Source organism: Pradoshia sp. Z6_59 (assembly GCF_058267515.1).
Genome location: NZ_JBZCPP010000006.1, coordinates 48,246 through 74,167, shown reverse-complemented (window position 1 = coordinate 74,167; position 25,922 = coordinate 48,246). Strand labels below are relative to the sequence as shown.

Below are 25,922 nucleotides of genomic sequence, written 5' to 3'. Positions count from 1 at the left end.
GCTATGGAGGGAGTTTTTTTGTTTAAAGAGATTTATTTGCTGAGACGGTTTATGTGATGGATCGGATTTAGAGAAGACTAAATATTGGGGTTAATCCTACATATATAGGTATGCGTCTAAATGTAGTTTGGCTGGATTCAAAGACGAATCGGCTGGAATCAGGCTTAGATTGGCTGGATTCTCAGAGAAATCGGCTGGATCAAAGCATAGATTGGCTGGAATCAAAGTCAATTCGGCCGGAAGCTAGCTGAAAACTCAATCAGAATTACTTCGTTAAATGGCAAACTGACTGGATATCCCTTTAATCTGCAGGATAATCTCATATGCCAGTAAAAACTAAAAAATGCCCAGCTGGATATGACCCAGATGGGCATTTCCTCTTTTTCATTAACTCGCTAATTCGACTTCTTCTGGTTCTTTGATGTTTTTCGTAGCAAGAATGTTAATTAAGAGCAGTGAAAATCCAGTGATGAGCGGTATATAAAAAGCTGGTATGTAGTCAAGCAAGATGCCGAAAAGGATCATCCCAAGCGGTGAGATCGCAGATGCAATCGTTTCAACTAATCCGAAAATACGTCCTAGATAGTGGGGCGGGGTTGTACGTTGTATTAGTACATGAATGGGAATATTTACGATCATGATGATAGAACCAATCATTCCAAGGATGATGATATAGTATCCGACATTAGCAATCTCTGAAGTCATTTTGAGAATAGGAGGCAAGCCAATCATAATGACAAGTATTGCTAAACCAATTAAGCCCAATCTGATTTTCTTTAATTTATCTTTCATTTCAGGGCGTTGTGAAATGATTAATGATGTGATGAGTGCTCCAACAGAAACCATCGAAGCAGCAATTCCGTATGATTGGGAAGAAAAATCCAGTGATGTGTTCAGGATGTAGGGGATTGCAACATTTATACCCGCAAAGAAGAAGTTAATCCAAAGCGATACTTTGAGCAGGGAGAATAAAAAATCATTTTCTTTTAAATAGGAGAAGCCTTCAGCCAAGCTCTTCATGAATTGCGTCTTTTCCTGTTGTTCCGCTTTCTCAGTGTACAGGTTGAAAATAATAAATAATTCAATTATACCGGCAAGTATGAAGGTGATTCCAGTTAGCAAAATGATTTCCTCAATTGCTAAGAATCCGTATAGAATACCAGCTATGATTGGACCGAGTATACCGGCAAGCGATGATGCGGATTGGTTTAATGAGCCTGCCTTTTGTATCGATTTATTCCCAGCCATTGAGGGAATGGTTGAAGATGCAGTCACAGAAAAGAAGGTGGAAAAAATCCCTAGTAGAACTTCTGATGTATATAACAATGCAAGTGAGAGCCCTAAGAAGTGAGAATAACCAATCATAAAAAACATGAGTATTCCGCTAAGAATTTCGGTCAAAATAATGATCGTTTTACGATTAAAGCGATCAGCAAGGGTTCCGGCAATTGGCCCAAATATAATTCGGGGAACAGAGGCAAACACAAGAGCAAGTGCAAAACTTGTACCTGAACCTGTAATTTTTAAAATGTATAATCCGATGGCGAATGAATAGATGCTTGCACCAAATAACGAAATAAATTTTCCAATAAAAAATAATAAAATATTCCTTGCGCTTAATCTCTCTTGTTCTGCTTCGGTATAACGTACACTCATGGGCTTTTCTCCTTTAGTTTAAAAGTTTAATATCATTAAACTTATTATATAAATACTAATTTTTGGAAGTCAACAAAAAGTTTAAAATAATTAAACTTTAATTTGTGAATCGGAAGTATTTACCGTATACTTTCCATAAGGAGGGGATAACCATGCTGGGCAATAAAATTAAAACGTTACGTAAAGCTTTAGGGATGACCCAATCCGAGTTGGCTGGAGATCGATTGACAAAGGGAATGCTGAGCCAAATTGAAAACAGTAAAGCAACGCCATCGGTGAGCACACTAGAATATCTTGCTCAACAGCTTGGTTGTGAACCTAGTGATCTTCTGAATGAGAAAGAGGATTATTTACCTTTATTAAATGAAATCAAGAATGATAAGAAACAAGAAAACTATTTAGCTATTTGCGATAAATTATCTAAGCGGGTTTCTGAGAATTTACCACGTAGTGTAATTGAAGCGAAATTATACAGTTTATATGCAGAAGCAGGCTTTCAATTGGATAAACCAGATATGAAAAAATATATTGAATTAGCAGCTTCTTATTTTCAGATGAATTCTTTGTTCTTAGACGGTGCTGAAACATTATGGTTTTATCATCAATATTGTTTGTGGCATGGAAAGTGGGATGAATCTTTAATCATTTTGAGTGAAATCAGAAAATTCTACTCTGGTAATGGACTTGAAGAAAATACCGTATTTCAATTGAAGCTTTTATTGGATGAAGGAATCGTCTTATCAGCGTTAGAAGAATATGAAGAATCCCATTTAAAATTGCAGGAAGCCATCACATTGTCCAAAGAGACGAATGTCTATTATCGTATGGATGATATATACAGGATTGCTTCCAATTATCCGCTTGTGATGAGAGATGATAAGGAGTTTCTTAGATTAATCAGTAAGTCTCGGGAATATGCAATTTTTTCGGAAAATAAGATTGCATTAATGATGTTTCCACTTTTATATGCGGTTTATCATAATGAAATAACAAAAGACTACAAAAAAGCTATTTACTACCTAGAAGAATTTGCGATTAATCCGGAAAAGATAGACGAACTTTATTATCTGGAATATGGGAAAGCACTATATGGTCTGGGAGAAATTGATCGAGCTTTGGAAAATCTACGTAAATGCCATCTATCCGGTGCTTTGGTGCATCCCATCGATGTAGGAATGGTGCAATCTGCAGGAATCTATATTGCTCTTTGTTTAAATCAACAGGGCCACAAGGATGAAGCCCTGGAGCAAATTAATAAAACTTATGATTTATTAAAGAGTATGCCGAAATCTATTTATTATAAAAGAGCTGTTGAGGTTAGAGAAACATTGCTAAATGAAAAGGGAACTGTACATTGAACATATATATGGCTGTTCATTCAGTTCCTTTATTTTTATCCATCTGTTTTCAAAGGTTTAGATCTCATTTATAAACGCTTCATGTAACCATACAATGTTGTTTGGACACGATGATTATGATGATTTTGACAGATGGTAGTGTATTTTTATTTAATGGTTCCAATCCATTCATTTCTGGTATTGAGATGTCCATTAAGATTTTCGGTTAGTTTACTTACTCGCTCAATTCCAGTTTGCATCGTCTCAATTCTACGGGTCCTTCTACTATCCCCTTAGTTTATTCTCATGAAGGAGAATAAACTTCTACAATAATAGGTTGTTAGTAATTTCACTCATTAACCCTCAAGGCTGATACATATAAGGATCTTCATAAAATAGCTCCATATAGATATAGGAATGATAGGCTTGATAGCTTTATACTGGAAAACAGAATTATTTTTCTAGTAAAATAATTATATAAAAGAATATGATTATACCATTAACTGCTTAATGTGGAGCGCACGATTGATTGAAAAAGGTGGGTTATTGATGAAGAGGTTACGCATCTTTTTAGTGTTTGTAGCATTATGGATTATATATGAACCGAGTAGTTTCGCAGAAACAACTCTGCAGCAGCAAATTGACCAAACGCCCGTTGGAGGAACTTTGATTGTTAAAAGCGGTACCTATGAAGATCCGGTTTCTATAAATAAGCCAATGACCATTAAAGGAACAGAGGATACAGTGCTGAGTTATACAGGAGAGGGGTCCTTTATAAACATTTCTGGTAAGGATGTACAGATATCAAATATTGAAATAGAGGCAACTCGCTTACCAATTGATGAATCTGCGATTGTGCTGGCTGGAAATCATCATAAACTTAACGATCTCACAATCAGATCAGCTGGGACTGGTATTAAACTGGATAAAGCGAATCATGTAAGTGTACTAGAAAGTTCATTTACAGGAACGTCTGAAGGCCATGCTATTAATCTATGGGAGTCAAATTACAACACATTCAGTAAAAATTCAATACGTAATGTTCAGGATGGATTTTATGTAGAATACAGCCATCATAATACATTTAAAAACAATAAAATTCAGGATGCCCATTATGGGGTGCATTTAATGTATTCCAATTCCTGTTTGATCGAAGGGAATGAATCACTCAATAACTTTACGGGTGCCATGATCATGGGTGCGGAAGATGCAATCGTACGTAAGAATACATTCGCTGAAAATAATGAAAATGTGAATTCTCAGGGTTTGTTACTATACGATTCAAGGAATGTTACGGTTGAAACAAATGAGATTCACAATAATCGGATTGGCATATTTATTGAAAAGGCCAATATGAATACCGTTAAGAATAACAGGCTGCAATCAAATTTTGTAGGTATTCAGTTTAAAGAATCAGAGGAAAATCGGATTAACCGAAATGATTTCCTGGGTAATGTGAATGATGCCCAGGCCATCGAAAGTGAAGGGAATCAATTGGATGGGAACTACTGGGACGCATCAGCGAAAATAGATTCAGACGGAGATGGTATAAGTAATTTAATCTACCGAGCCGATCCTTATTTTCTGGCTTTGACAGAGGAAGTTCCCGAGTATCAGCTCTTTTTCCAGGCACCGGGAATAACAATTCTGCAAAAAATGCTGAAAAGTACGGATGAAGAGCTATTAACAGACTCAGCTCCCTTAATGGAATCTATCCAATCAAACAATCAAAAAAATCATGCTGATCTGTCAGTATGGATAGTCAGCGGATTATTGTTTATAGGCAGTTTATTTCTATTCATAAAAGGGAGGAAACAACAATGAAACACTCATTATGGAAAACTGCGTTAGTCGGAATTGGAGCAGTTATGCTTATGTCTGCCTGCGGTAATGAATCGGCTGAGCCAGTGGAAATTGATCCAAAGACTGACACATGCGCAAACTGTAATATGTCGGTTGCGGATAATCAGCATGCAACAGAAATTATCCTAACAGATGGTAAAACATTTGTTTTTGACGACATTGGCTGCATGTTTAACTGGACAGATGAAAACGAGGAAAAGGAAATTGAAAAGACCTTTGTACGTGATTATCATTCTAAAGAATGGATAGATGTTGAAAATTCCTATTTCGTTTATGGAGAAGAAATCAAGACACCAATGTCATACCACGTGATTTCTTTTGAAGACCAATCAAGTGCTGAAGAATTTGTTGAAGAATCAGGAGGAAGTTTATTATCCTACGACGATTTACAAAAACATGATTGGAAACAGCATAAAGAGATGAATCATAATGAAACGGACAGTCATGGCCATAGTTAACAGGTAAAGAAAAACAAGGCAGCCGGCATGGTTGCCTTTTATTTAGATGTCGTCACGGGAGGGAAGAAGGATGTGGAACATATGGAGCTCTGAATGGAGAATGACTTCGCGAGGCCGTTCGTATTATTCAATCGCCATTCTATGGATTGTTGTCATTTCTCTTTTATTGGCATTGGAGCGGACAAATGGAGCAATCTCAGGATATACAAATATTACAGGAACAGTTGTTAATATTATGTTATATATATTGCCATTATTTATGTTGATTTTTGGCTCCTTTTCAATAGCTAATGAAATGGAAAATGGTCAATGGAGATTATTATGTACGTATCCATTAGATGTCGTCTCCTACTTTTTTGGTAAACTGGGAGGCCAATTTACTGCCCAGGCAGTGTGTTTTTCACTTGCATATTGGCTGAGTATGATAATTGGATTGTTGACTGGGATTGATATTTCATTAACTTGGATGCTTGTTCTTTTTCTATTTAGCATGCTGTTAATCTTATTTTTCCTGACACTTGGCCTTTTTATAGGGTCATTTGTAAGCACAAAATGGCAGGCACTTACTTTATCAGTGGCAGTCTGGTTTCTTCTTATCATGATATGGCCGACTGCGTTAATCGCTGTTTTAGGTGCTTTACCTTATTCAATGATAGGAGTGCTTATGAAAATTGCGATGATCGTAAATCCAGCAGAATTCTTACGCTTTTTCTTGGTAATCAGATTGGATGGCGGTTCTATCTTCGGTCAAGCCTATGATGGATTGGTTCCGCTATTTAATGAAGGAATTGTATGGGGAGTACTATTCTTATACGCCTTTGTATTTATTGCCGCGTTAGGCTTTATTGCAATTTGGTTTTTAAAAAGGAGAAGAGCACAATGACAAGGTTAGAAGTGACTGATATCTCAAAACACTATAAAACCGATACAGCGTTGCAGCCATTTTCGTTGGCAGTGCAGGAAGGCCAATGTGTTGCTTTATGCGGAGGAAACGGTGCTGGGAAAAGTACTATCCTGAATATTTTAGCCAGTATCTCTTCCCCTTCAGCCGGAACGGTTTTGTTGGATGAGGTCAATATGACTGCACAAAATAAAGAATATGTATCATTGATCGGTTATATGCCTGATGAATTTTATGCTCAGGGTGATATGAATGTAGAGGAGTTTATGTCTTTTTATGCTGCTATCCGAGAGGTTTCCAATGATCGAGTGAGAGATGTGATTGATCGTTTGGGATTAACCGGCAAGCGGAAAGAGCTCGTAAAAAATCTTTCTAAAGGCATGAGACAAAGGCTGTTATTCGGCCAATCGATTTTAGCTGAACCCAGACTTTTAATTATGGACGAGCCGACCAATGGACTCGATCCTTACTGGATTAATGAATTTATAGATATCATCAAAAAGCTTAAAGAAGCAGGCACAATAACGATTTTCTCTACTCATATGATGGATGTTGCCGCAGAACTTGCCGACAGGGTGTTATTCATTGAAAAAGGGCAGCTGGCTCAAACACTTAAAAATGATTTTTCTAATATAGATGGATTTACAAAAGAGTTACTAACCTTGTACAGACAACGAATTTAAAAAGGCTCGACTGCAGCCTTGTTTTCTAAGACGTACGCTTGATTTGAAATTAAAATATATAAGAATAATAAAAGGCATGAGTTCGGAAGATTCCCGAAACTCATGCCTATTTTATGGTCAATTATATTTGCTTAGGTTCAGTCACTTCAGCATCTGGAACATCAAGCATATTTAATAAGAAGATAAAAATAGGAATACCTAGAATCAACCCCCAAATTCCAAGGAAGTGTTCACCAAACACCAAGACCAGAAATGTGAAAAACGTAGGTAAATGTGTTTTGGCAGACATGAATTTAGGATTTAACACATAGCTTTCCAAAGCATGAATGGCTGCTATAAGGATAACTATATATAAAACATGCATTCCTCCGCCAATATTATAGGCAATTGTACAAAGAGGAATTAAGGAAATAATAACGCCCGCAACAGGAATAAGTCCCAATAGGAAAATCATAAATGCGAGTCCCAATAGCTGTGGAAATCCTAAGAAATATAGAATAATAGTCGATAATATAGCATTAACAAAGGCAATTAAAAATTGAACTTCAATAACCTTACCAAATGAATTTACAAATATATTTCCTAAATACTCTAATTCAGTGAATAAAACGCCCAGCTTGCTTTTCTTGAATGAACGGGTAAATCGTTTTATTTTTTCTTTTTCCAAAAGAAAGAATAAACTTAGCAGCAGAGCTAAAAACAACTGCAGACTTAATTTGCCGATATTCGCAGCATAACTGTACAGTGCCACTGCATTTTCCTCAATTTCAGAAGGTGATACAAATTTTTGCATTGCACTGATCACAACATCGATTGCTGTGTTATCAGGCGGGTGTTTGTAAAAATCAATAATTACTTTTACAAGGTCGGTTATTTGCATAGTAATAATAGGTATATATTTATAGACGATCATAACCAAAGAGGAAATTATGATTGTATAGAGCAGGATAATTATTATTTGTGGCTTAACTCGTATTGGACTGATTTTGGATATGGAAGATGAAATGATTCTCTCTAAACCGCCCATTAAGAAAATAAAAATAAAAGTGAATAGAACTAAATTCATCATATCTCTAAGGGCATAGAAGATCCCTATTATAAATAAGATGGTGAGAAAACGGACGAACCCTCTGCTTTTTATAAATTGGTTGAGTGAAAACATAAACCTATTGTTTCTCCTTTCGGCAGCACCGCATGCTTGATATATTAATTATATCTGTTAGGAGTAATGTTTATAAGAGGGTTTGGAAATAATTTTTAAAAAATTGGTGGAATATAGGAATTGTTCTATGAATATACGTATAAACCGTTCAGTCATACGTTTCAATAGTGTGCTTAATGGATAAATAAGTAGATAAATAGAAATGTACATGGGAGATGAAACGTATGGCATTATCTGAAAAATCAAAGGGGAAAGTTGCAATCGTTACTGGTGGAGGTTCAGGTATTGGCGCAGCCACAGCTAAGAAGTTTGCGGACAATGGCATTCGTGTCTGTATCATGGACATAAATCTTGATAATGCAGAGAAAGTAAAGGAAGAAATCACAAATGCTGGAGGAGAAGCCTGTGTTTATCAGGTTGATATCCGTGATGAAGTTCAAATTCGTGAAGGAATTTCACAGGTCATGGATAAGTGGGAAAGGCTTGATATTCTGTTCAGTAACGCTGGTATAAACGGGACCTTGTCTTCTATTGAAGAATTTGAAATTTCGGACTGGAATGAAGTGATTGAAACGAATCTTAGAAGCACATTCTTGTTTGTTAAATACTGCATTCCTTATATGAAAGAGCAAGGTGGCAGCATCATAATTACAAGCTCAATCAATGGAAATAGACGGTTCGCTGGTTTTGGTATGGCTGCCTATAGTACTTCAAAAGCCGGTCAAATTGGATTTATGAAGATGGCAGCCTTAGAGTTGGCCAGATATAAAATTCGAGTTAATGCTATTTGTCCTGGTGCAATTGAAACAAATATCGATAACAGCACAACTAAGTCTGAAAGTTTAAAGGAAATCGAAATACCAATTGAATATCCTGAAGGAATGCAGCCATTGGCAGATGGTCCTGGGTCAGCTGAACAGGTAGCGAATTTGGTATACTTCCTTGCATCTGACGAATCAAGTCATGTTTCCGGCACTGAAATATACGTCGATGGAACTGAATCATTACTGTAAGTAAATTTTGTATATATTAAGTTAAATCCAGTCATATTGAAATCAAGTATGACGGGTATTTGATAAATCATTCTGTAATTATAGTCATAATCATTTGATAGCAATCAAAAGGTAGCCAAGGTAATGGCTATCTTTTTTTAGTATCTTCAGCAAGGATTTCCTTCATACACCGTAATGGATCATATGTTTTGTCTCTACAGATACCTCCAGAATCTTCGAAGCCAATTTACTTAGTTCATTGGAGGTTTTAAATGCTTCTGATGATACTACACCTCATAGACTTGATTATTCACTCACTGACATATTCTCTGTCTTTATTCCCATACTATAAATATGAAATGTCGAATGCTGTTACACTTCTTTAAATGGAAGGAGAAAATATGGACCCTATAAAACCCTTTGAACCGATTTCAGCTGAAGTTATACCAAAAGGGGAGGAATGGATCTTCCAGGTTAAATGGGATGGTGTACGGATGTTAGTCTATAAAATAGATGATGAAGTAGAACTGGTTAATCGTAATTTAAATAATAGAACAAAGCAATATCCGGAGTTTACGGATTTGGGCAGCTATTGTTCTGCAACTTCTGTGATTTTGGATGGCGAAATTATCGCTATGCAAGATGGAAAGCCATCTTTTCATGAAGTAATGAAGCGGGACCGGATGAACCGATCAGAATTGATTCATCTTGCTATAAAAGAACAACCAGTCATCTTTATGGTTTTTGATATTTTATATCTGGATGGAAAATGGGTTATTGATGACGACCTTGCAGAACGTCAGAGATTATTGTCATCCATCATTACGCCAACAGAGAATGTACAGGTTGTAGAAAGCTTTTCGAATGGAGAGGCATTATACGAGGCCGTCAAGGAGCAGGGATTAGAGGGTATTGTTGCTAAGGATTTGCGTAAACCCTATAGCTTGAATGGGAAAGACGGTCGGTGGCAGAAGGTGAAATTTTATAAAGATCTTATTGCGGTAGTTGGGGGATATGTGACCAAGGGGAGTGAACTGCAATCCTTGGTACTGGGATTGTATGACCCCTCGGGTGAACTCCATTATATTGGCCGTGCCGGGAAAGGCCGCTATAAGCTGGAGGAGTGGAAGGTGATTAAAGAATTTATGGAAAAAGTCTTACAGACTGAAAATCCCTTCACCTCAAAAATAGGAAATACAAAGCAGTATCATTGGATACAACCCATTTATACAGTGAAGGTTTCTTATCTGGAATGGACAGAATCAATGACATTAAGACAGCCGTTATTAGAATCATTTGTCGACCGCGATCCACAGAAATGCCTATTGGAGCTAGAGATATGAGATATACAGGTCTATGTTTTTTAACTAAATATGATAGTGAAAATAAAGTCTGTACAGTGGCTGTTCTTCATGAAGAAAAAATTATTGAGGTTGCTGAAGTAAAAGAAGCATTTACTGACGAAGAGCGCGAGGCTATTTTGGGTGTCTTACAACAAACCGGGAAAGGGCAGCAACAGATTTATAAGGTCCCTCCTGGTATTTGTATACAAGTGGCATACCGGGGAGTTACAAATTATAAATTAAATTCACCGGTCTATGTAAGCCTGGCAGTAGCTGAGAATTGGACAGCCTGTACATGGACGAAATTACTGCTTTCCCAGTATGAACAGGTAGCCATTACGAATCCTGGGAAAATCATTTGGACAGAACAATCAGTGACCAAAGAAATGTATTTGGATTACCTTCTTACTGTAGCAGACTTTATGCTGCCCTTTTTAAAGGACAGGCACTTAACAGTTAAAAGATATCCAGAAGGTGTCGGTTCACAGGGATTTTATCAGAAATCTACACCTGACTATGCACCTGATTTTGTAAGAACGGATATGAACCATGATATTAACTATACCGTTTGTAATAATACCGAAACTCTTTTATGGCTAGGGAATCAGGCAGCCATTGAATTTCATATTCCCTTTAATGATATTGAAAAACAAAATCCGGCAGAAATCGTGTTTGATCTTGATCCACCTGAACTGGGCGATTTAAGCTTGGCTGTAAAAGCTGCACTGGTAATGAAACAAATACTTGATCAATTTCAGTTAACGGCTTTCGTGAAGTTATCAGGCAGAAAGGGGATTCAAATTCATCTTCCTTTAAAGGGAGCTGCTATCAGTTATACAGAAACACGTATATTTACTGAATTCATTGCTCTCTATCTAATTAACCGTTTTCCGGACAAATTTACAATAGAACGAATGAAAAAAAATAGAGCGAACCGTCTCTATATTGACTATATTCAGCATGACAAAGATAAGACGATTATTTGTCCGTATTCACCGAGGGAAACAGCGTACCCATCTGTTGCAGCACCATTGTTTTGGGATGAAGTAAAGAAAGGATTGCAGACAGAGCAATACTCAATGAAAACGGTTAAGGATAGATTAATAAAGGGAATGAATCCGTTTGAGAATTATTTTACAGTTGATCAATCGAGCCAAATGAAACAAATTATTGACTTTATCAAAAAAGAACATAAACCATAACATCACCTTGAATAATCATTTTAAAATTAATTAATTTGGATATAATATACAAAAAAGGAAGGTGTATTTATGCATACAATTTGGAAGGGAACCATTAGTTTTGGTCTTGTCAGTATACCAATAAAGCTTCATGCGGCAACGGAGAATAAAGATATATCCCTGCGCACCTTACATAATAAATGCCATGCGCCTATCAAATATTCAAAAGTATGTTCAGTTTGCGGGGAAGAGGTGAGCCAAGAGGATATTGTCAAAGCCTATGAATATGTGAAGGGAAAATATGTTGTCCTGGATGATGAAGAACTGGAAAATTTGAAGAAAGAGCAGGAGGACAAGGCCGTAGAAATTATCGATTTCGTCAAAATAGAAGAAATCGATCCGATTTATTTTGATAAGAGTTACTATATGTCACCAAATGAGGGCGGTACAAAAGCTTATTCCCTGCTGAGGAAGGCGTTAGAAGAATCCGGAAAAGTAGGACTGGCGAAAATTACGATCCGTGCAAAGGAATCGCTCGCTGTGGTCAGAATATTAGAAAATACTTTACTAATGGAGACCATTCATTTTCCTGATGAGGTAAGAAAGGCTGCAGACGTACCCAATATTCCCGCTGTGGAAGAGATTGTACAGAAGGAATTGGATACAGCTATTTTATTAATCGATCAGCTGACTACCACATTTGATCCATCTAAATATCATGATGAATACCGGACAGCTTTAATTGAATTGATTGAGCAGAAAAAACAATCCGATACAGTCACACCTACAGCTGGAAAGAAAACAGCATCGAATGTTGTTGATCTTATGGCAGCACTCCAAGCATCTATTGACCAAACAAAACCAGCAACAAAGCCAGCCAGAAAAAGAGCTCCACGCAGAAAAAAAGAGACTTCCTGATTTTTATTTTTGAATAGATTAGCCTAAATTAGAAGCCGTTTCTGTAAAGAAACAGGCTTTTTTACTATTCCCTAATAATTCAGAAAATATAAACTTTTATTTCGTTAACAAGAGTCCGGGATTATTTTTCTGGGTGTAAAGGTACATTTTTATCTGTGATTAGTAGTTTTATGGGTGAAAAACGTGTCGAAATTACTATAAAAACAGTCTTTATTAAATATATTACAAGATCGAAATTCGACGAAATATAAATGTAATGTTTGAATGGTAGATAAAATTTGTCAGATTGATATAATAAGGCAGTACCAATCATTGGTTTGATTGGCAATTATATATATGAATTTTTACTAGTCGCTTATTTTACTAGTCACTTATATAGAGAGAAGCAAGATACAAACTAACATGTGAGACATTGAAAGGGGATCATTGCTTGAAGAAGTCATTTATTGCGTTTAACATTGCTTTAGCAGTTGGTGCAGGTTCATTATTCTCAGGAGGATATGCTACGGCTGCATCACTATCAGAATTAGAGAAAAAAGAGAATCAAATCAGGGGCGAAAAAGAGAAAGTAAATCAAGATATTAATCAAACAAACGAATCTATCGGTCATGTAGTAGATCAGCAAACTGATTTAACAGCCCAACTTAAAAAGCTGGAATCAGAGATTACTGAAACTAATTCAAAAATAGATAAAATAAATACAAAAATTGGTGACACAAAAAAAGATATTGAACAATTAAGAAAAGATATCGTAGTACTTGAAGAGAAGATTGAAGCAAGAACAGAATTATTAAAAGAACGTGCTAGATCCTATCAGGTTACAGGCGGAAAGATGAACTATCTGGAAGTTGTAGTGGGAGCGAGCAGCTTTGGTGACTTTGTTGAACGGGTGAATGCCGTATCTACAATAATGGAAGCTGATAATGATTTAATCGCTGAACAAGAAAAAGATAAAAAGGATTTAGAGAAGAAAAAGCAAGAAGTAGAAACTAAGCTAAAAAGCTTGGAATCTATGAAAAAAGAATTAACAGATTTGAAGGCAAAACAAGAGAATCAAAAGCAAGAAAAAAATAAACTAATGAAAAAGCTTAAACTTGAAGAGAAACACTTGGAAGAGCATAAATTAAGCATGGAAGAAGAATCTTCTATTTTAGCTGGCCAAGAAACTGCTTTAAGCAAAGCAATTGCACAGGAAAAAGAACGTCAGGCTGAGGTTGCCAGACAAAAAGCGGCTGAGGCGGCTGCTGAGAAAAAACGTCAGGCAGAACTTGCAGCACAAAGAGCAGAGGAAGCTAAAAAGAGCCAATCCTCCTCCAGTGCATCATCAGGAAGTTCGTCTGTTAAAAAATCCAGTGCACCAAAAGCAAGTGAACCAACATACAGTGCACCTGCTCCAAGAAGCTCATCTGGGATGTTCATGAAACCATCTGCAGGGTATTATACTTCTGGATATGGTCCAAGATGGGGAAAATCACATGGCGGAGTTGATATTGCAACATCTGGTACTGTTCCAATCGTGGCAGCTGCAAGCGGTGTTGTATCTAGAGCTTACAAATCTTCTAGTTATGGTAATGTAGTATTTATCACTCACTATATTAATGGGCAACAATACACAACAGTGTATGCGCATATGAGAGACAATAGTATGAGAGTAAGCGCTGGACAATCTGTCAGCAAGGGCCAGCAAATTGGTTTGATGGGAAATACTGGACGTTCAACAGGCCAGCATTTACACTTTGAGCTTCATAAAGGACCTTGGACACAAAGTAAATCAAATGCTATAAATCCTACAGATTATATAAATTGATTTTAAAAGAGGCCATTTTAGGCCTCTTTTTTGTTGCTCTTAAATAAAAAAACGAATATCCATATTGTGGTATTATAAAAATAATGATATTTAACTATAGGATATAGACTGGCTAGTTCAACAAGACGATCAATGAAACATGAATAATGAGTGATAATCACGATAAAGGGGGAACTTAGTTGAAAAAACAATATCTGCCTTTGATTACAGTCTTATTTGTTGTACTTATTTCATTTTTACCAGCTAAAACAATGGCAACTAAATGGTTATACCCGTTTGTGGTTTGGGAAGGGTATGTCTATGAAATAAGTGAAGAATCCGTAACTGCAATTGGGGATGAAATTGGTCAAGTAACAAAGTATTCGGATATGGAACCCCAATCGGGTAATTTTTCAAATGCTTATCCGAAAGGTACAAAATACTATAAAATTAAAGGGGTTAGTACAGAGGAAGCCTTAGCCGTACAAGAATCCGCTGGTCAATATGTAAAAGCAGATAGAAAAGAAGAATATGAATTTAAACAAGACTTAGATGAACCACAAGACATACTTAAAGGGATTATTTTTTCAATAGTGGGCATTTTAGCTGGTATTCTCATGTATAAAATCCTAAAGAACCATCTGGATAAAAGGTAAATACTTTTTTAACTGCAACGGAGATAGTAAAAAGCTATCTCTTTTTTTATGCTACAAGCAAAATCCTTACGTAAACAACCTTTTTTATAGTGCTTGGTTGGTTGAGTAGAATCCCTTTATGTAAATCCTTTTTATTAAACGATCTCGTCTTTTTAAACCTTATTTTGGCTTGTATAAAAATAAGCCTAAATATTGATTTACCAAAGGCACTGAATAGAGTATACTATTAGTGTTTGGAATATTTAGAATATTTTGTAAGTGTTTCAATTAAATATTAGAAAGGGGATTAAGATGGAAGAAAAAATGCTATCCAAGGAGGAACAAAAGGGGAAAAGGGATTATTCGGCTATTGTAAAAAGTCCAGAGTTTCAACAACTTTTAAATGAAAAGAAAAAATTTATAATACCCTTAACCTTGTTTTTCCTAATTTTTTATTTTGCACTTCCTATAATGACATCCTATTCATCGGTGCTGAATAATTCTTTCTATGGACATATCACTTGGGCTTGGGTATTTGCTTTTGCACAGTTTATTATGACGTGGACGTTATGTATGATTTATTCTAAAAGAGCAGCCAGATTTGACCGCTTAAGTGATAAGGTGTTGAAATTAGGGGGTAAACAGTAGATGAATTATACGGCTTTTATTATGTTTCTCGCTATTGTATTTGTTACTTTGATTATTACTTATTGGGCTTCTAAAAGAACAAACAATGCGAGTGAGTTTTACACAGCTGGAGGTGGTCTGACCGGTTGGCAAAATGGCTTAGCAATAGCGGGTGATTATATGTCTGCAGCTTCGTTTTTGGGGATAGCCGGTGCAGTTGCTTTAACAGGTTTTGATGGCTTCTTTTATAGTATAGGTTTTTTGGTTGCTTACTTGGTTGTACTTTATTTGGTGGCTGAGCCACTTAGAAATTTGGGCAGATATACATTGGCAGATATGCTGGCAGCAAGGTTTGATGCAAAAAAAATACGTGGTGTAGCTGCTTTTAATACGATGTCTATTTCTATATTTTATATGATTGCTCAGCTAGTAGGGGCAGGAGCTCTGATTAAATTATTGCTGGGCTTAGAATATGCCACCTCCGTTTTAATTGTTGGAGCTCTCATGACTATATACGTTATTTTTGGTGGTATGCATGCTACTAGCTGGGTTCAAATTGTTAAAGCTGTATTACTGATGGCAGGGACCTTTATCATTTCATTCATTGTTTTTGCCAAATTTAATTTTAATATTGCAAGTATGTTTGAACAGATGAGTACGGCTACTCCATTAAAGGAGGCATTCCTGAATCCGGGTGTAAAATACACAGATGGTCTCGATACATTATCGCTGACGATGGGGCTAGTTCTTGGAACTGCTGGTTTGCCGCATATCCTTGTGCGTTTCTTTACGGTAAAGGATGCTAAAACAGCACGAAGCTCAGTTGTATATGCTACCTGGATCATTGGGATCTTTTATGTCATGACCATTTTCCTTGGATTTGGAGCAGCAGCTTTTGTGGGTAATGCTGATATAGTAAATGCGAATGCAGCAGGGAATATGGCAGCACCATTACTAGCCAAGGCTATTGGCGGGGATATATTGTTTGCTTTTATATCAGCCGTTGCATTTGCGACAATATTGGCCGTTGTTGCTGGTCTTGTACTAACTGGGGCATCTGCATTTGCCCATGATTTTTATAATGAGATATTGAGAAAAGGAAAGGCAACTGAAAAAGAGCAGGTTAAGATGGCAAGATACGCTTCTATTGGTGTTTCCGTCTTATCGATTCTGTTGGCATTAGTAGCACAAAATTTAAATGTAGCCTTTCTTGTATCATTAGCCTTTGCCGTGGCTGCCAGTGCAAATTTACCTGTAATTATTTATACAATTTACTGGAAGAAATTTAATACTACGGGTGCTATCAGCGCAATGGTAGTAGGTTTAATCACTTCAGTTGGACTTGTTTTAGTCAGCCCTAACGTCTTTAATCCGGAAGCTGGGGTTGCCATACTGGTTGGTGAACCTTTATTTCCTTTATCAACACCTGGTCTGGTATCCATTCCGCTCGGGTTTCTGGCTGGTTTTGTAGGAACATTATTATCTCGTAAGAAGGAAGATGAAGCGAAATTCGATGAGATTTTGGTTAAATCCAATACTGGTTTAGATACTATAAAATAGTGATATGACCTCTATTTGGTCTAAAGTTTATTAGGGGGCAGTTTCGTAGGTTATTTAATGACTTACAGCTGCCTCTTTTTTGTATCAATTATTTCAATGAAAAAACAGGCAAAGGTATGGATAATTACCTTTGCCTGCTTGATTATATCTCATTCTTCTTTTCTTCATTTCCCAAGAAATAACTAAATATTAATCAGCTACTAAGATTATTTTTCCTCTAGCATGTGAGGATTCACTTAATTCGTGAGCATTTTTAACACCTTTTTCGTTTAAAGGAAAGGTTTCACCCACTATTGGTTTCAATCTTCCCTCGTCTAGAAGCTTGGCTAATTCCTTTAATTGGTTACCATTTGGATTTAACCATACAAATTCTTCGGTAATTCCATAGCGATTAGCTAATTCTTCATTTGGCGGGTCTACAATGGATACTAATTTTCCGCCGCGTCTCAAGATTTTCATGCTGGCAGTTTGAACGGATTTCCCAATTGTATCTAAAACAGCATCGTATTCTGTCAATATATCTTCAATATTTTCGGTATGGTAGTCAATGCATAGATCGGCTCCTAATTCTTTTAAAAAGCCATGATTTTTTTTGCTGGCTGTGGTGGCTACATAGGCGCCTTTAAGTTTGGCTAATTGAATGGCGTAAGAACCAACACCACCTGCACCCCCATGAATTAGAATTCTCTGTCCTTCCATAATCTCCAATGCATCAAATAAACACTGATATGCAGTCATTCCAGTCAATGGGACGGATGCAGCCTCTTTAAAAGATAAATTATCAGGGATTTTCGCAAGCAGTAATTCGTCAACAGCCGTGTATTCAGCATAAGCCCCATAACGAGTTGTATCGGGACGTGCAAAAACCCGGTCTCCATTTGTAAAATCAACGACGTGTTTACCGACCTCTTTAACAATACCGGCAACGTCCAAGCCTAATATAATAGGGAATTCGAATGCATATTGATCAGCAAGATGGCCTTCTCTTAATTTCCAATCAATCGGGTTGACGGAAGCAGCTTTTACTTCAATTAATACCTGATTGTCTAAAAGAGGTGGCTTTTCAACTACTTTTTCCTTTAAAGTATTCTGTCCGCCATACTCTTCTATTACAATTGCTTTCATCTTGGTATTTTGCATATAATTCCTCCTTGACTGGTAATTAAGGCTTTGGAAATCCTTATTATGTTCATTCCCTGTACAAAATAAGGTAACCGTATTTAAACGTTTATTAAATAAAAACAGGAAATTTATCCTAAAAGGATTGATTGAGTTTTTTAGATTATAAAAGGAGGCGATTTAAGGATTGTAGATTTATTTAAACTAGGGGAAGGTCTAGTTTACCGCATAAACTAGACGAAGCAGAAGGGAGGGAATCATCACCCTCCGAAGAAAAAATCTAAAACATTGCTGCCAGCAGATGACCTTTTATTATAAAACTCCGAATAGCCACAATGATTGCAATAAACTACGAGAAATTGATTATTTTGAATATCAAACATTTTTGATAGGCCGGTCCCTGTCATAGATACTTCTTTTTGGCTGGCATCACGGCTTCCACATTTTAAACATCCTGTTTGCGCCAAAGTAAATCACTCCTCATTATGAAAATGAATTTCCAAAATAATTATAACATTAAAAAACATGCCCCAGTTGCCTATAAAGGCATGGGACATGTTTTTTTAGGTAGCTGCTTTTTCATCACTCTTTATAAATTTGAGAACAATAAAGAATAAAATCAATGAAATAGCACCAAAGCTATAAAAAAGATAAGATTGATTATGCTTCATAAAATAAGACATGAGCGGAGGACCTGCTGCTACACCAAAAAATCGTGCTGAGCTGTAAAAAGATGTGATTGTACCTCTTTGTTTTTTATCGATGTTTTCAGTAATAATTGCATCCAGTGATGGTAAAATCGTCCCAAGGCCGGCACCAAAAATAGATAATACTCCGATTAATATATAGATATTATCGTAAAAAGTTGTAAAGGTGATGGCAATCGCGCTAACAATGATAGATGCCAGAATTAGGATTTTCATTAATTTAATATTATCTTTTATTTTTTTTCCGGTGATAAATGAAGCAACACACAAGAAAAATAGAGGAACAGCAAGTACAAATCCCTTTTTAATTTGATGAATATCATACTTGGATTCAAGTATGGAAGATAAATAAAACTGGATGGCAAACAATATTAACATGACGAATGCCCCTGTCAGGAATACACTGTATAACCATGTCCCATCTTTCTTAAATATCTTTTTTGTATCCTTTAAAAATTCTTTTAGTGTAGGAGGATCTTCTGTTTTCTTTGGCACCTTTATACAAAAAAGAATCATAAAAAATGTGACTAAACTTAAAAAAGAGATGGCAAAGAAAGGAAGAAACCATAGAGAAATGGCTAATGCAGCTCCTAGTATGGGACTTAAAACTTTTCCAAAGGTATTGGATGTTTCCACAATTCCCAGAACAGAGCTTGCTTTATCATCGTCTTTAAAAAGATCGCCAACTAAGGGTAATATGATTGGAAAAGCACCAGATGATCCTATTCCTTGAATGATCCGTCCTATTATAATGACCATAAATGGATTTTCCATTTTCCAAGAGGCAAAGCCGGATACTAGCCCGCCGATAAAAGCTAAAACTAAACTAGGCAGTAAGATCATTTTCCTCCCAAAACGGTCGGATAAATAGCCTGCAATCGGTATTAAAAGGATGGAGGCAATTGAATAGCTTGTAATAATCAAACTGGATTGGAAAGAGGAGATTCCAACTCTCTTTTCTAAAATAGGTAGAACAGGGATAAGCATTGAATTACCTAATGTCATTATTAGTGGCACTGCTGCTATACTGGCCAAACACCAAAAACTAATTTTATTGGTATCCGTTTGTGATTTCATACAAAAATTCCCTCATCTCTCTAAGCAGTTCTGTGCAATTACTTTGCCACACAGGATGAGAAATTATGTACAAATGGTCGAGCTAATGTGTTGTGAAAATATGACAAAAATCGTGGGATTATAAATATTAAAGCACTGTGAATATAACTCACAGTGCTTCATTTGGTTAATCATCTGATGATAGGATCCCGATAAATCTTAGGATAAAAAGGAACAGGTTTACGAAATCAAGATATAAATTGAGTGCAGCCAATGGGATTTCATCTTCTGCTACTCCATACTGTTTCATACGGTTCACATCATATAATACGTATCCGCTGAAAACGAGTATCCCTATAAATGAGTAGACAAGCATAGCAGTAGAAGATAAGGGTGAAAAAATATTAAAAATCCCAATAACAAGGATGGCGAGTAAAGCAGCTAATAAAAATCCACTTAAAAATGTTAAATCCCGCTTTGTTGTTGCGGCATATAGAGAGAGTCCGCCAAATACAACTACTGTAGCAGCCAGGCTCATGATAATGGGCTGTGGTCCTATTGCTACCAAATAGTTTGCGATTACAGGATATAAGGTGATGCCTGATATTAAAGTAAACGCATATAAGAAACTATATGAGAGAATTTTCCTTCGTCTCACAAAAAATGCCGCAATAAGCATACCGAACTCTATAATCATCAGCGGCAAGAACAAGGATGGAGGAACAAAATTACCTACAATAAAGCCAAGTAAAGAAATGGCTAATGATAAAGCGAAAGTCCGGATAACGGCTGGAATGTGATATCTATTGGTTTCCGTATATGAATTCATTTATTTACCTCTCCTTTTATTTATCATATATGTATCTACGTTTAACTATATCAAAGGTTTCATGGTATATCCTGATTTTTACATAGAAATAGTAGAGACAAATACTAATGGATTTTATATAATAAAAATAAGAACATTTGTTCTGTTTAAGTAAAGTTACGTTTAGCTGTGAATATTTGGGAGTATGAAGTTAAGAACTCTAGTGTATACCATTTTATGCTATTCTATGATTATAAGGATGAGGAAAGGGGGAGATCTTTGTGAACTTTACATTTATTCATGCTGCTGATATCCATTTAGATAGTCCATTAAAAGGTTTATCAAGATATGAAGGAGCACCTGTCGAAAAATTGCGCAGTGCAACCAGAGATGCATTTAAAAATTTGATTGATTTTGCTATTAAAGAAAAAGTGCATTTCATCATTATTGCAGGTGATTTATATGATGGGGATTGGAAGGATTACAATACAGGTCTCTTTTTTGCAAACGAAATGGCAAGGCTAAAAATGCATCAAATTCCTGTTTATATGATTAAAGGGAATCATGATGCAGCCAGTATCATTACTAAAGAAATAAAACTTCCTGATAATGTAAATATTTTTGATGATAAAAAATGCAAAAGTATGTTTATAGATGAACTTGGAGTGGCTTTGCATGGTCAAGGATTTTCAACGCGTGCTGTAACAGATAATCTTGCTAAAAGCTATCCTCCAAAGGAAGATGGATATTTTAATATTGGGATTTTGCATACATCGGCAGTAGGCCGGGAAGGACATGAGAATTATGCGCCTTGTTCCATAGAGGATATGAAGGGAAAAGAATATGATTATTGGGCTCTTGGGCATATTCATAAACGGGAGTTTTTATGTGAGAAAAACCCAGTCATTCTCTTTCCGGGAAATATTCAAAGCCGTCATAGCAAAGAGACAGGTCCAAAAGGATGTTCTTTAATTAAAGTTAGCGATGGACAGATACAGGAATTAAATCATATATCACTGGATGTATTGCGCTGGGAAATTATTGAGATAGATGCGAGACCTCTCACTGATTACGATCAATTACTTATGAACATCGAAGAGCAGCTGGAAAAACAATTAGATGCTGCTGATGGTAGAATGCTCGCAGCCAGAGTAGTTGTTAGTGGCAATACTTCTTTATATCAGGAGCTTTTGAAAAATAAAGAAAGAGTATTAAATGATATTAGATCTGCAGCTTTCGCTATTGGACATGGGCAAATATGGATTGAGAAAATAAAGAATAAAACGGCCCCGCCGGTAGAGTTCAATCATTTCTCTGATGAAAATAATCCGGTGACATCCATTTTTAATTGGCTAGAGACCAGTGATATGGATGAGTTGCTCGAAGATGTGAGAAAAGAGTTTTCGGCGATCACCAATGTATTGCCGACCGATTTAAAAAGAGGAGAGAATATGGTTATCCCTGATTCAGTTTCCATGCTGGAAGAAAAACTGGAGGAAGTTAAACAACTGGTGAGTCTTGAGTTACAAATGGAAGGAGGTAAATAAGGCATGCGTTTTGAAGAGTTAAATTTAACTGCATTTGGTCATTTTACTGATTTCCCGGTTACCTTTCAGCCTAATCAATCTTTCCATGTAGTGTACGGAAATAATGAAGCCGGAAAGAGTACTATGCTGCGTTCTATTACTCAACTCTTGTACGGCATTCCGCATAATTCTAAGGATTCATTTATACATCCCAATTCTAGTTTACGTATAAAGGCCCGCCTATCCAATTCAAAAGGTAATACTCTGTCCTTCATACGAAGAAAGGGAAAGTCAAAGACCATTCTTAACGAAGCGGGAGAAGCATTACCAGATAATGTTTTATTACCTTATATAAATGTGCTGTCAGAGGAAACATTCCGAAATATGTTTGCACTCAATCATGAAACTTTGCGAGAAGGCGGAGAAGCTTTGCTTGAGTCAAATGGAAGCGTCGGAGAAAGTTTGTTTGCTGCGGCCTCTGGGGTTAATGCTGTAAAGAAAATCATGCAGGAGTTTGATTCGGCAAGTAAAGAATTATATAAATCAGGTGGTTCGAAACCTAAGATTAATGAATTATTAAAGAAAGAAAAAGAATTAACTCGCCGACTTAATGATTCGCAAATGCTCGCTAGACAATGGAAGCAGCTTGAGGATGATTACCATCATGGTAAGAAACAGCTGGATGAATTAAAAGAGCATTACCTTCATGTAGATGCAACTCTAAAAAAATTGTCCAAGCTAAACCAAGCTGCTCCCATTCTTATTGAAAGAGACACATTAATAGAGCAACAAAAGAGCTTCACTGAAATTCCGGATTTACCCAATGATTTTAATTTACAAAAAGAAAATGTATTAAATGAATTAAAACATGCTGATGAAAATGCCAAAATATCCAATATAGAAATAATGGCGCTCGAAGAGAAGTTAGCCAAACTGGATATTGATGAAAAACTCTTAACATGTGAGTCTATGATTCAATCTCTTTTCAGCCAAGTTGGTGCATACGAGAAAGAAAATAAAGATTTACATGTAAATAAGGCAAAGGCTGGGCAGATGCTCAATCGGATGAACGATATTCTTCATAAGCTGGGCTATGGTAGTGTAGATAGCGTCAATATTGAGGATTTTAGAATTGCCACTTCTCGTAAAGAAAAAATCAGCATGCTTTATAAGCAATATGGAATCTTACATGAAACGCTAAAAGAAATAAATAAACGACATGAAAGTTTAAAGGAAGCTGTTGCATTAAGGCGAGCGGAATGGGAAGGTTTTGAAGAGGTAAAGGATATTGCCAAGCTAAAACTTGTACTTGACCACGCCCAGATAGAAGGAAATATTGAAAATACCATTGATGTTTTGTCAGAGGAAATGAAGGACCTTAAAGACAAAACGATGGAAGAACTAAACTATTTACCATTATGGGAAGGTTCGGTAGAAGAGTTTGATTCCTTTTATATTTCCATTTTAGAAGAAACCATTAATCAGTACATTGAGCAACTTGATAGATTCAATGAAGATAAAACAAATTTAGAGCGCGGTATTAAAGTTGAGAAAACGATTATTTTGGAAGCGGAAAAATCGATTGCTGAATTAGAAGCCTTGTCTGTAATTCCTACAGAAGATGATTTAGAGAGAAGCCGTCAGATTCGCGACCGTGGTTGGAGCTTAATTAAGACTAAACTTAAAGGTGAAGCCATTGATCGTAAATTAATTGAGGAATACTGCAGCCAGCAAGAGGTAGAAGATAAATTTGAGCATGATTTAAAAATAACGGATGAGCTTTCAGATATTATGTGGCGAGAATCTGCAAAAGTGGGTATGAAGAATAAGTCGTTGCAGGATATAAAGAGATCTGAAACCAAGATTGCTACTGCAGAGACACAGCTGGAGTGCCTTAAAGATCAAATAAACATGTTTTTTCAGAAGTGGAACGAGCTTTGGGAACCATTCGGTATTGAACCATTATCACCAACTGAAATGAAAGAATGGGTAAGAAAATACACAATAATTAAAGAGAATCAAGGCGAATATAAAAAGAAGCAGAAACTTTGGGATGAGCTGACAGAAAAACGATCAGCTATCAAAAGCCGCCTATACCTTGCCCTGTCTGAAGTAGCTGATGATCTAGATATTCAGGTGCCAGAATGGACTCTTTCAGACTTAATCAGAGAAGCAAATAGAGCAATCCATTTAGAAACAGAGCGTATTAATGAGAGAAATTCATTGGAAAAAGAGTGGAGGAGTAAGGCTGCTGATCTGAAACAAATCGAGCAGGAGCTCACGAGTAAGCAAAGTGAGTTAATCAATTGGAGAGATGCATGGGAGGAAGCTACTAAACCCTTGCAAGTTGAAAGTCAGACACCAATTGATTACACATTGGAAATGCTTGATAAGTACAATGAATTGACAACCACGTATGATGATTGGGCTGATATCAATAGCAAAGCAAAAGCTGGTATGTTATTTGTCCAGGATTATGCAGATCATATCAAAATTGTAGCTGATACTTTACAAATACCTGAACCAATAAATATTCAATCCTTTGTCTATGATTTAACGAATCAGTTGCAGGAGCAGAAAAAGTGTAAGCAAAATCAACTCGAATGGCAAGCACAATTGGAAAAACGAAAAAAAGAATATCGCTTAGCGAAGGATAAGAAGGAGATGGCGCTTAATCGTCTTGATGAATTGTTACAGACAGCACGTGTAAAGACCATCGAGGAAATGCAAATTATTGAAGATAAATATCGACAAAAGCAGAAGCTGTCTGCAGAACTGCTCAATCTGGAGAAGGTTTTACTTGAGATTGGCAATGGCTTATCGATTCAAGAAATGAAAGATGAAATAGACAAGCTTGATTTAGATTTTATGGAAAGTGAAATGGCAGAATTGAAAGCAGAGCTTGCAGATTTGGAAGAGAAAAGGACGGAACAAAACCAAATCTTTGGTGTATGCAGAAAAGAATATGAAGAAAAGATTAAGGGGAATTCATATGCTGCTGTTCAGGCTGCTGAAGAAAGAGAAAGCATCTTGGCTGAGCTGGCAGAATTGACCGATCAATATGTCCAAAAAAAATTAGCTACATTTGTATTACAGAAGGGAATTGAATATTTCCGTTCCGAAAATCAAAATCCGATTTTAACAAAAGCATCAAAACTGTTTGCGAAATTAACGCTGAACTCCTTTGAAGGGTTAACTGTTGATTATAATGAAAAGGATGAAGAAGTGCTGCTGGGACTAAGAAATAACGAGAAAATTGGAATAGACGCGATGAGTGATGGAACAAAAGATCAATTGTATTTATCCTTAAGAGTTGCAAGCATAGAAAAATATTGTGAGGAAAATGAACCTATTCCATTTATTGTTGATGATATTCTTGTTCACTTTGATAATGAACGATCAAAAATTACGTTATCCATTTTAAAAGAATTATCGAAAAAAACCCAAGTTATCTTTTTCACTCATCATTTTCATTTACTGGATTTATTGGAGGAAACATTGGAGCATAAGCAGTATCAATTGATTCACCTTCATAAAGAGGCCGTCACGAACTGAAATTAAAAGAAGACCGATTTTATGGATCGGTCTTCTTTTTTCTTGGTTC

Annotated in this window: 22 protein-coding genes; 16 read left to right on the top strand and 6 right to left on the bottom strand. The window is 36.3% G+C overall.

The features are described from left to right. Positions 1-110 precede the first annotated feature (110 nt). Entirely contained in the window at positions 111-251 is a 141-nt protein-coding gene (locus AC4D4B_RS08225) for a hypothetical protein (RefSeq protein ID WP_490999627.1), read from the top strand. 136 nt (positions 252-387) lie between these two features. Here the strand turns inward: AC4D4B_RS08225 and AC4D4B_RS08220 are convergent, their stop codons facing one another. Next, positions 388-1,656 (bottom strand): MFS transporter, encoded by a 1,269-nt coding sequence (locus AC4D4B_RS08220; protein ID WP_490999626.1) that lies wholly within the window; start codon positions 1,654-1,656, stop codon positions 388-390. Between the two features lie 152 nt (positions 1,657-1,808). Here AC4D4B_RS08220 and AC4D4B_RS08215 point away from each other — a divergent pair, with 152 nt between their 5' ends. The 5 genes from AC4D4B_RS08215 to AC4D4B_RS08195 all read left to right on the top strand — a co-directional run bounded on the left by AC4D4B_RS08215 (position 1,809) and on the right by AC4D4B_RS08195 (position 6,898). After that, a complete protein-coding gene (locus tag AC4D4B_RS08215) occupies positions 1,809-3,014 on the top strand; it encodes a helix-turn-helix domain-containing protein (protein ID WP_490999625.1) in 1,206 nt (401 codons plus the stop codon). A 528-nt stretch (positions 3,015-3,542) separates the two neighbouring features. Beyond that, positions 3,543-4,817 carry a right-handed parallel beta-helix repeat-containing protein gene (locus AC4D4B_RS08210; RefSeq protein WP_490999624.1) on the top strand — a complete coding sequence of 425 codons (1,275 nt, stop codon included), beginning with the start codon at positions 3,543-3,545 and terminating at the stop codon, positions 4,815-4,817. Beyond that, positions 4,814-5,314 (top strand): nitrous oxide reductase accessory protein NosL, encoded by a 501-nt coding sequence (locus AC4D4B_RS08205; RefSeq protein ID WP_490995269.1) that lies wholly within the window; start codon positions 4,814-4,816, stop codon positions 5,312-5,314. The genes AC4D4B_RS08210 and AC4D4B_RS08205 overlap by 4 nt, the downstream gene beginning before the upstream one ends. 70 nt (positions 5,315-5,384) lie before the next feature. After that, a complete protein-coding gene (locus tag AC4D4B_RS08200; RefSeq protein ID WP_490995268.1) occupies positions 5,385-6,197 on the top strand; it encodes an ABC transporter permease in 813 nt (270 codons plus the stop codon). Further along, positions 6,194-6,898: an ABC transporter ATP-binding protein gene (locus AC4D4B_RS08195; protein WP_490995267.1), complete on the top strand. Its 705-nt coding sequence runs from the start codon at positions 6,194-6,196 to the stop codon at positions 6,896-6,898. The genes AC4D4B_RS08200 and AC4D4B_RS08195 overlap by 4 nt, the downstream gene beginning before the upstream one ends. Positions 6,899-7,019: 121 nt before the next feature. On the opposite strand, the gene AC4D4B_RS08190 is transcribed toward AC4D4B_RS08195, so the two are convergent. Then, positions 7,020-8,060, bottom strand: a complete 1,041-nt coding sequence (locus AC4D4B_RS08190) for an AI-2E family transporter (protein WP_490999623.1) — start codon at positions 8,058-8,060, stop codon at positions 7,020-7,022. A gap of 224 nt (positions 8,061-8,284) precedes the next feature. On the opposite strand from AC4D4B_RS08190, the gene AC4D4B_RS08185 reads away from it, so the two are divergent. The 8 genes from AC4D4B_RS08185 to AC4D4B_RS08150 all read left to right on the top strand — a co-directional run bounded on the left by AC4D4B_RS08185 (position 8,285) and on the right by AC4D4B_RS08150 (position 17,102). After that, entirely contained in the window at positions 8,285-9,073 is a 789-nt protein-coding gene (locus AC4D4B_RS08185; RefSeq protein ID WP_490999622.1) for an SDR family oxidoreductase, read from the top strand. Between the two features lie 380 nt (positions 9,074-9,453). Continuing rightward, entirely contained in the window at positions 9,454-10,395 is a 942-nt protein-coding gene (locus AC4D4B_RS08180; protein WP_490995264.1) for an ATP-dependent DNA ligase, read from the top strand. After that, positions 10,305-11,597, top strand: coding sequence for a non-homologous end-joining DNA ligase (gene ligD, locus AC4D4B_RS08175; RefSeq protein WP_490999621.1), 1,293 nt, complete (start codon positions 10,305-10,307; stop codon positions 11,595-11,597). Before AC4D4B_RS08180 ends, ligD begins: the two co-directional genes overlap by 91 nt. A 69-nt stretch (positions 11,598-11,666) precedes the next feature. Further along, on the top strand, positions 11,667-12,494 hold the full coding sequence (gene ku, locus AC4D4B_RS08170) for a non-homologous end joining protein Ku (RefSeq protein ID WP_490995262.1): 828 nt from the start codon (positions 11,667-11,669) through the stop codon (positions 12,492-12,494). A 430-nt stretch (positions 12,495-12,924) separates the two neighbouring features. Further along, positions 12,925-14,301, top strand: a complete 1,377-nt coding sequence (locus AC4D4B_RS08165; RefSeq protein ID WP_490995261.1) for a murein hydrolase activator EnvC family protein — start codon at positions 12,925-12,927, stop codon at positions 14,299-14,301. Between the two features lie 179 nt (positions 14,302-14,480). Next, positions 14,481-14,936 carry a hypothetical protein gene (locus tag AC4D4B_RS08160; protein WP_490995260.1) on the top strand — a complete coding sequence of 152 codons (456 nt, stop codon included), beginning with the start codon at positions 14,481-14,483 and terminating at the stop codon, positions 14,934-14,936. Between the two features lie 291 nt (positions 14,937-15,227). Continuing rightward, a complete protein-coding gene (locus AC4D4B_RS08155) occupies positions 15,228-15,563 on the top strand; it encodes a DUF485 domain-containing protein (protein ID WP_490995259.1) in 336 nt (111 codons plus the stop codon). Continuing rightward, positions 15,564-17,102 (top strand): solute symporter family protein, encoded by a 1,539-nt coding sequence (locus AC4D4B_RS08150; RefSeq protein WP_490995258.1) that lies wholly within the window; start codon positions 15,564-15,566, stop codon positions 17,100-17,102. It abuts the gene before it with no gap. 189 nt (positions 17,103-17,291) lie between these two features. On the opposite strand, the gene AC4D4B_RS08145 is transcribed toward AC4D4B_RS08150, so the two are convergent. The 4 genes from AC4D4B_RS08145 to AC4D4B_RS08130 all read right to left on the bottom strand — a co-directional run bounded on the left by AC4D4B_RS08145 (position 17,292) and on the right by AC4D4B_RS08130 (position 20,813). Next, entirely contained in the window at positions 17,292-18,242 is a 951-nt protein-coding gene (locus AC4D4B_RS08145) for an NADP-dependent oxidoreductase (RefSeq protein WP_490999620.1), read from the bottom strand. Positions 18,243-18,481: 239 nt separating this feature from the next. Beyond that, a complete protein-coding gene (locus tag AC4D4B_RS08140; RefSeq protein ID WP_490995257.1) occupies positions 18,482-18,688 on the bottom strand; it encodes a zinc ribbon domain-containing protein in 207 nt (68 codons plus the stop codon). 96 nt (positions 18,689-18,784) lie between these two features. Then, complete coding sequence (locus AC4D4B_RS08135) at positions 18,785-20,005, bottom strand: MFS transporter (protein ID WP_490995256.1); 1,221 nt, start codon at positions 20,003-20,005, stop codon at positions 18,785-18,787. A 166-nt stretch (positions 20,006-20,171) separates the two neighbouring features. Then, entirely contained in the window at positions 20,172-20,813 is a 642-nt protein-coding gene (locus AC4D4B_RS08130; protein ID WP_490995255.1) for a Bax inhibitor-1/YccA family protein, read from the bottom strand. A gap of 260 nt (positions 20,814-21,073) precedes the next feature. Here AC4D4B_RS08130 and AC4D4B_RS08125 point away from each other — a divergent pair, with 260 nt between their 5' ends. Together AC4D4B_RS08125 and AC4D4B_RS08120 are read left to right on the top strand one after the other, a co-directional pair. Next, a complete protein-coding gene (locus AC4D4B_RS08125) occupies positions 21,074-22,339 on the top strand; it encodes a metallophosphoesterase family protein (protein WP_490995254.1) in 1,266 nt (421 codons plus the stop codon). 3 nt (positions 22,340-22,342) lie between these two features. Then, positions 22,343-25,873, top strand: coding sequence for an AAA family ATPase (locus tag AC4D4B_RS08120; protein WP_490999619.1), 3,531 nt, complete (start codon positions 22,343-22,345; stop codon positions 25,871-25,873). The last annotated feature ends 49 nt before the right edge of the window (positions 25,874-25,922 follow it).

What these genes read in the sequence shown, in the direction of transcription:
- AC4D4B_RS08225 (WP_490999627.1), top strand. Translation starts at nt 111, where the DNA reads ATGCGTCTAAATGTAGTTTGGCTGGATTCAAAGACGAATCGGCTGGAA.
- AC4D4B_RS08220 (WP_490999626.1), bottom strand. Translation starts at nt 1,656, where the DNA reads ATGAGTGTACGTTATACCGAAGCAGAACAAGAGAGATTAAGCGCAAGG.
- AC4D4B_RS08215 (WP_490999625.1), top strand. Translation starts at nt 1,809, where the DNA reads ATGCTGGGCAATAAAATTAAAACGTTACGTAAAGCTTTAGGGATGACC.
- AC4D4B_RS08210 (WP_490999624.1), top strand. Translation starts at nt 3,543, where the DNA reads ATGAAGAGGTTACGCATCTTTTTAGTGTTTGTAGCATTATGGATTATA.
- AC4D4B_RS08205 (WP_490995269.1), top strand. Translation starts at nt 4,814, where the DNA reads ATGAAACACTCATTATGGAAAACTGCGTTAGTCGGAATTGGAGCAGTT.
- AC4D4B_RS08200 (WP_490995268.1), top strand. Translation starts at nt 5,385, where the DNA reads ATGTGGAACATATGGAGCTCTGAATGGAGAATGACTTCGCGAGGCCGT.
- AC4D4B_RS08195 (WP_490995267.1), top strand. Translation starts at nt 6,194, where the DNA reads ATGACAAGGTTAGAAGTGACTGATATCTCAAAACACTATAAAACCGAT.
- AC4D4B_RS08190 (WP_490999623.1), bottom strand. Translation starts at nt 8,060, where the DNA reads ATGTTTTCACTCAACCAATTTATAAAAAGCAGAGGGTTCGTCCGTTTT.
- AC4D4B_RS08185 (WP_490999622.1), top strand. Translation starts at nt 8,285, where the DNA reads ATGGCATTATCTGAAAAATCAAAGGGGAAAGTTGCAATCGTTACTGGT.
- AC4D4B_RS08180 (WP_490995264.1), top strand. Translation starts at nt 9,454, where the DNA reads ATGGACCCTATAAAACCCTTTGAACCGATTTCAGCTGAAGTTATACCA.
- ligD (WP_490999621.1), top strand. Translation starts at nt 10,305, where the DNA reads ATGGACAGAATCAATGACATTAAGACAGCCGTTATTAGAATCATTTGT.
- ku (WP_490995262.1), top strand. Translation starts at nt 11,667, where the DNA reads ATGCATACAATTTGGAAGGGAACCATTAGTTTTGGTCTTGTCAGTATA.
- AC4D4B_RS08155 (WP_490995259.1), top strand. Translation starts at nt 15,228, where the DNA reads ATGGAAGAAAAAATGCTATCCAAGGAGGAACAAAAGGGGAAAAGGGAT.
- AC4D4B_RS08150 (WP_490995258.1), top strand. Translation starts at nt 15,564, where the DNA reads ATGAATTATACGGCTTTTATTATGTTTCTCGCTATTGTATTTGTTACT.
- AC4D4B_RS08145 (WP_490999620.1), bottom strand. Translation starts at nt 18,242, where the DNA reads ATGCAAAATACCAAGATGAAAGCAATTGTAATAGAAGAGTATGGCGGA.
- AC4D4B_RS08135 (WP_490995256.1), bottom strand. Translation starts at nt 20,005, where the DNA reads ATGAAATCACAAACGGATACCAATAAAATTAGTTTTTGGTGTTTGGCC.
- AC4D4B_RS08130 (WP_490995255.1), bottom strand. Translation starts at nt 20,813, where the DNA reads ATGAATTCATATACGGAAACCAATAGATATCACATTCCAGCCGTTATC.
- AC4D4B_RS08120 (WP_490999619.1), top strand. Translation starts at nt 22,343, where the DNA reads ATGCGTTTTGAAGAGTTAAATTTAACTGCATTTGGTCATTTTACTGAT.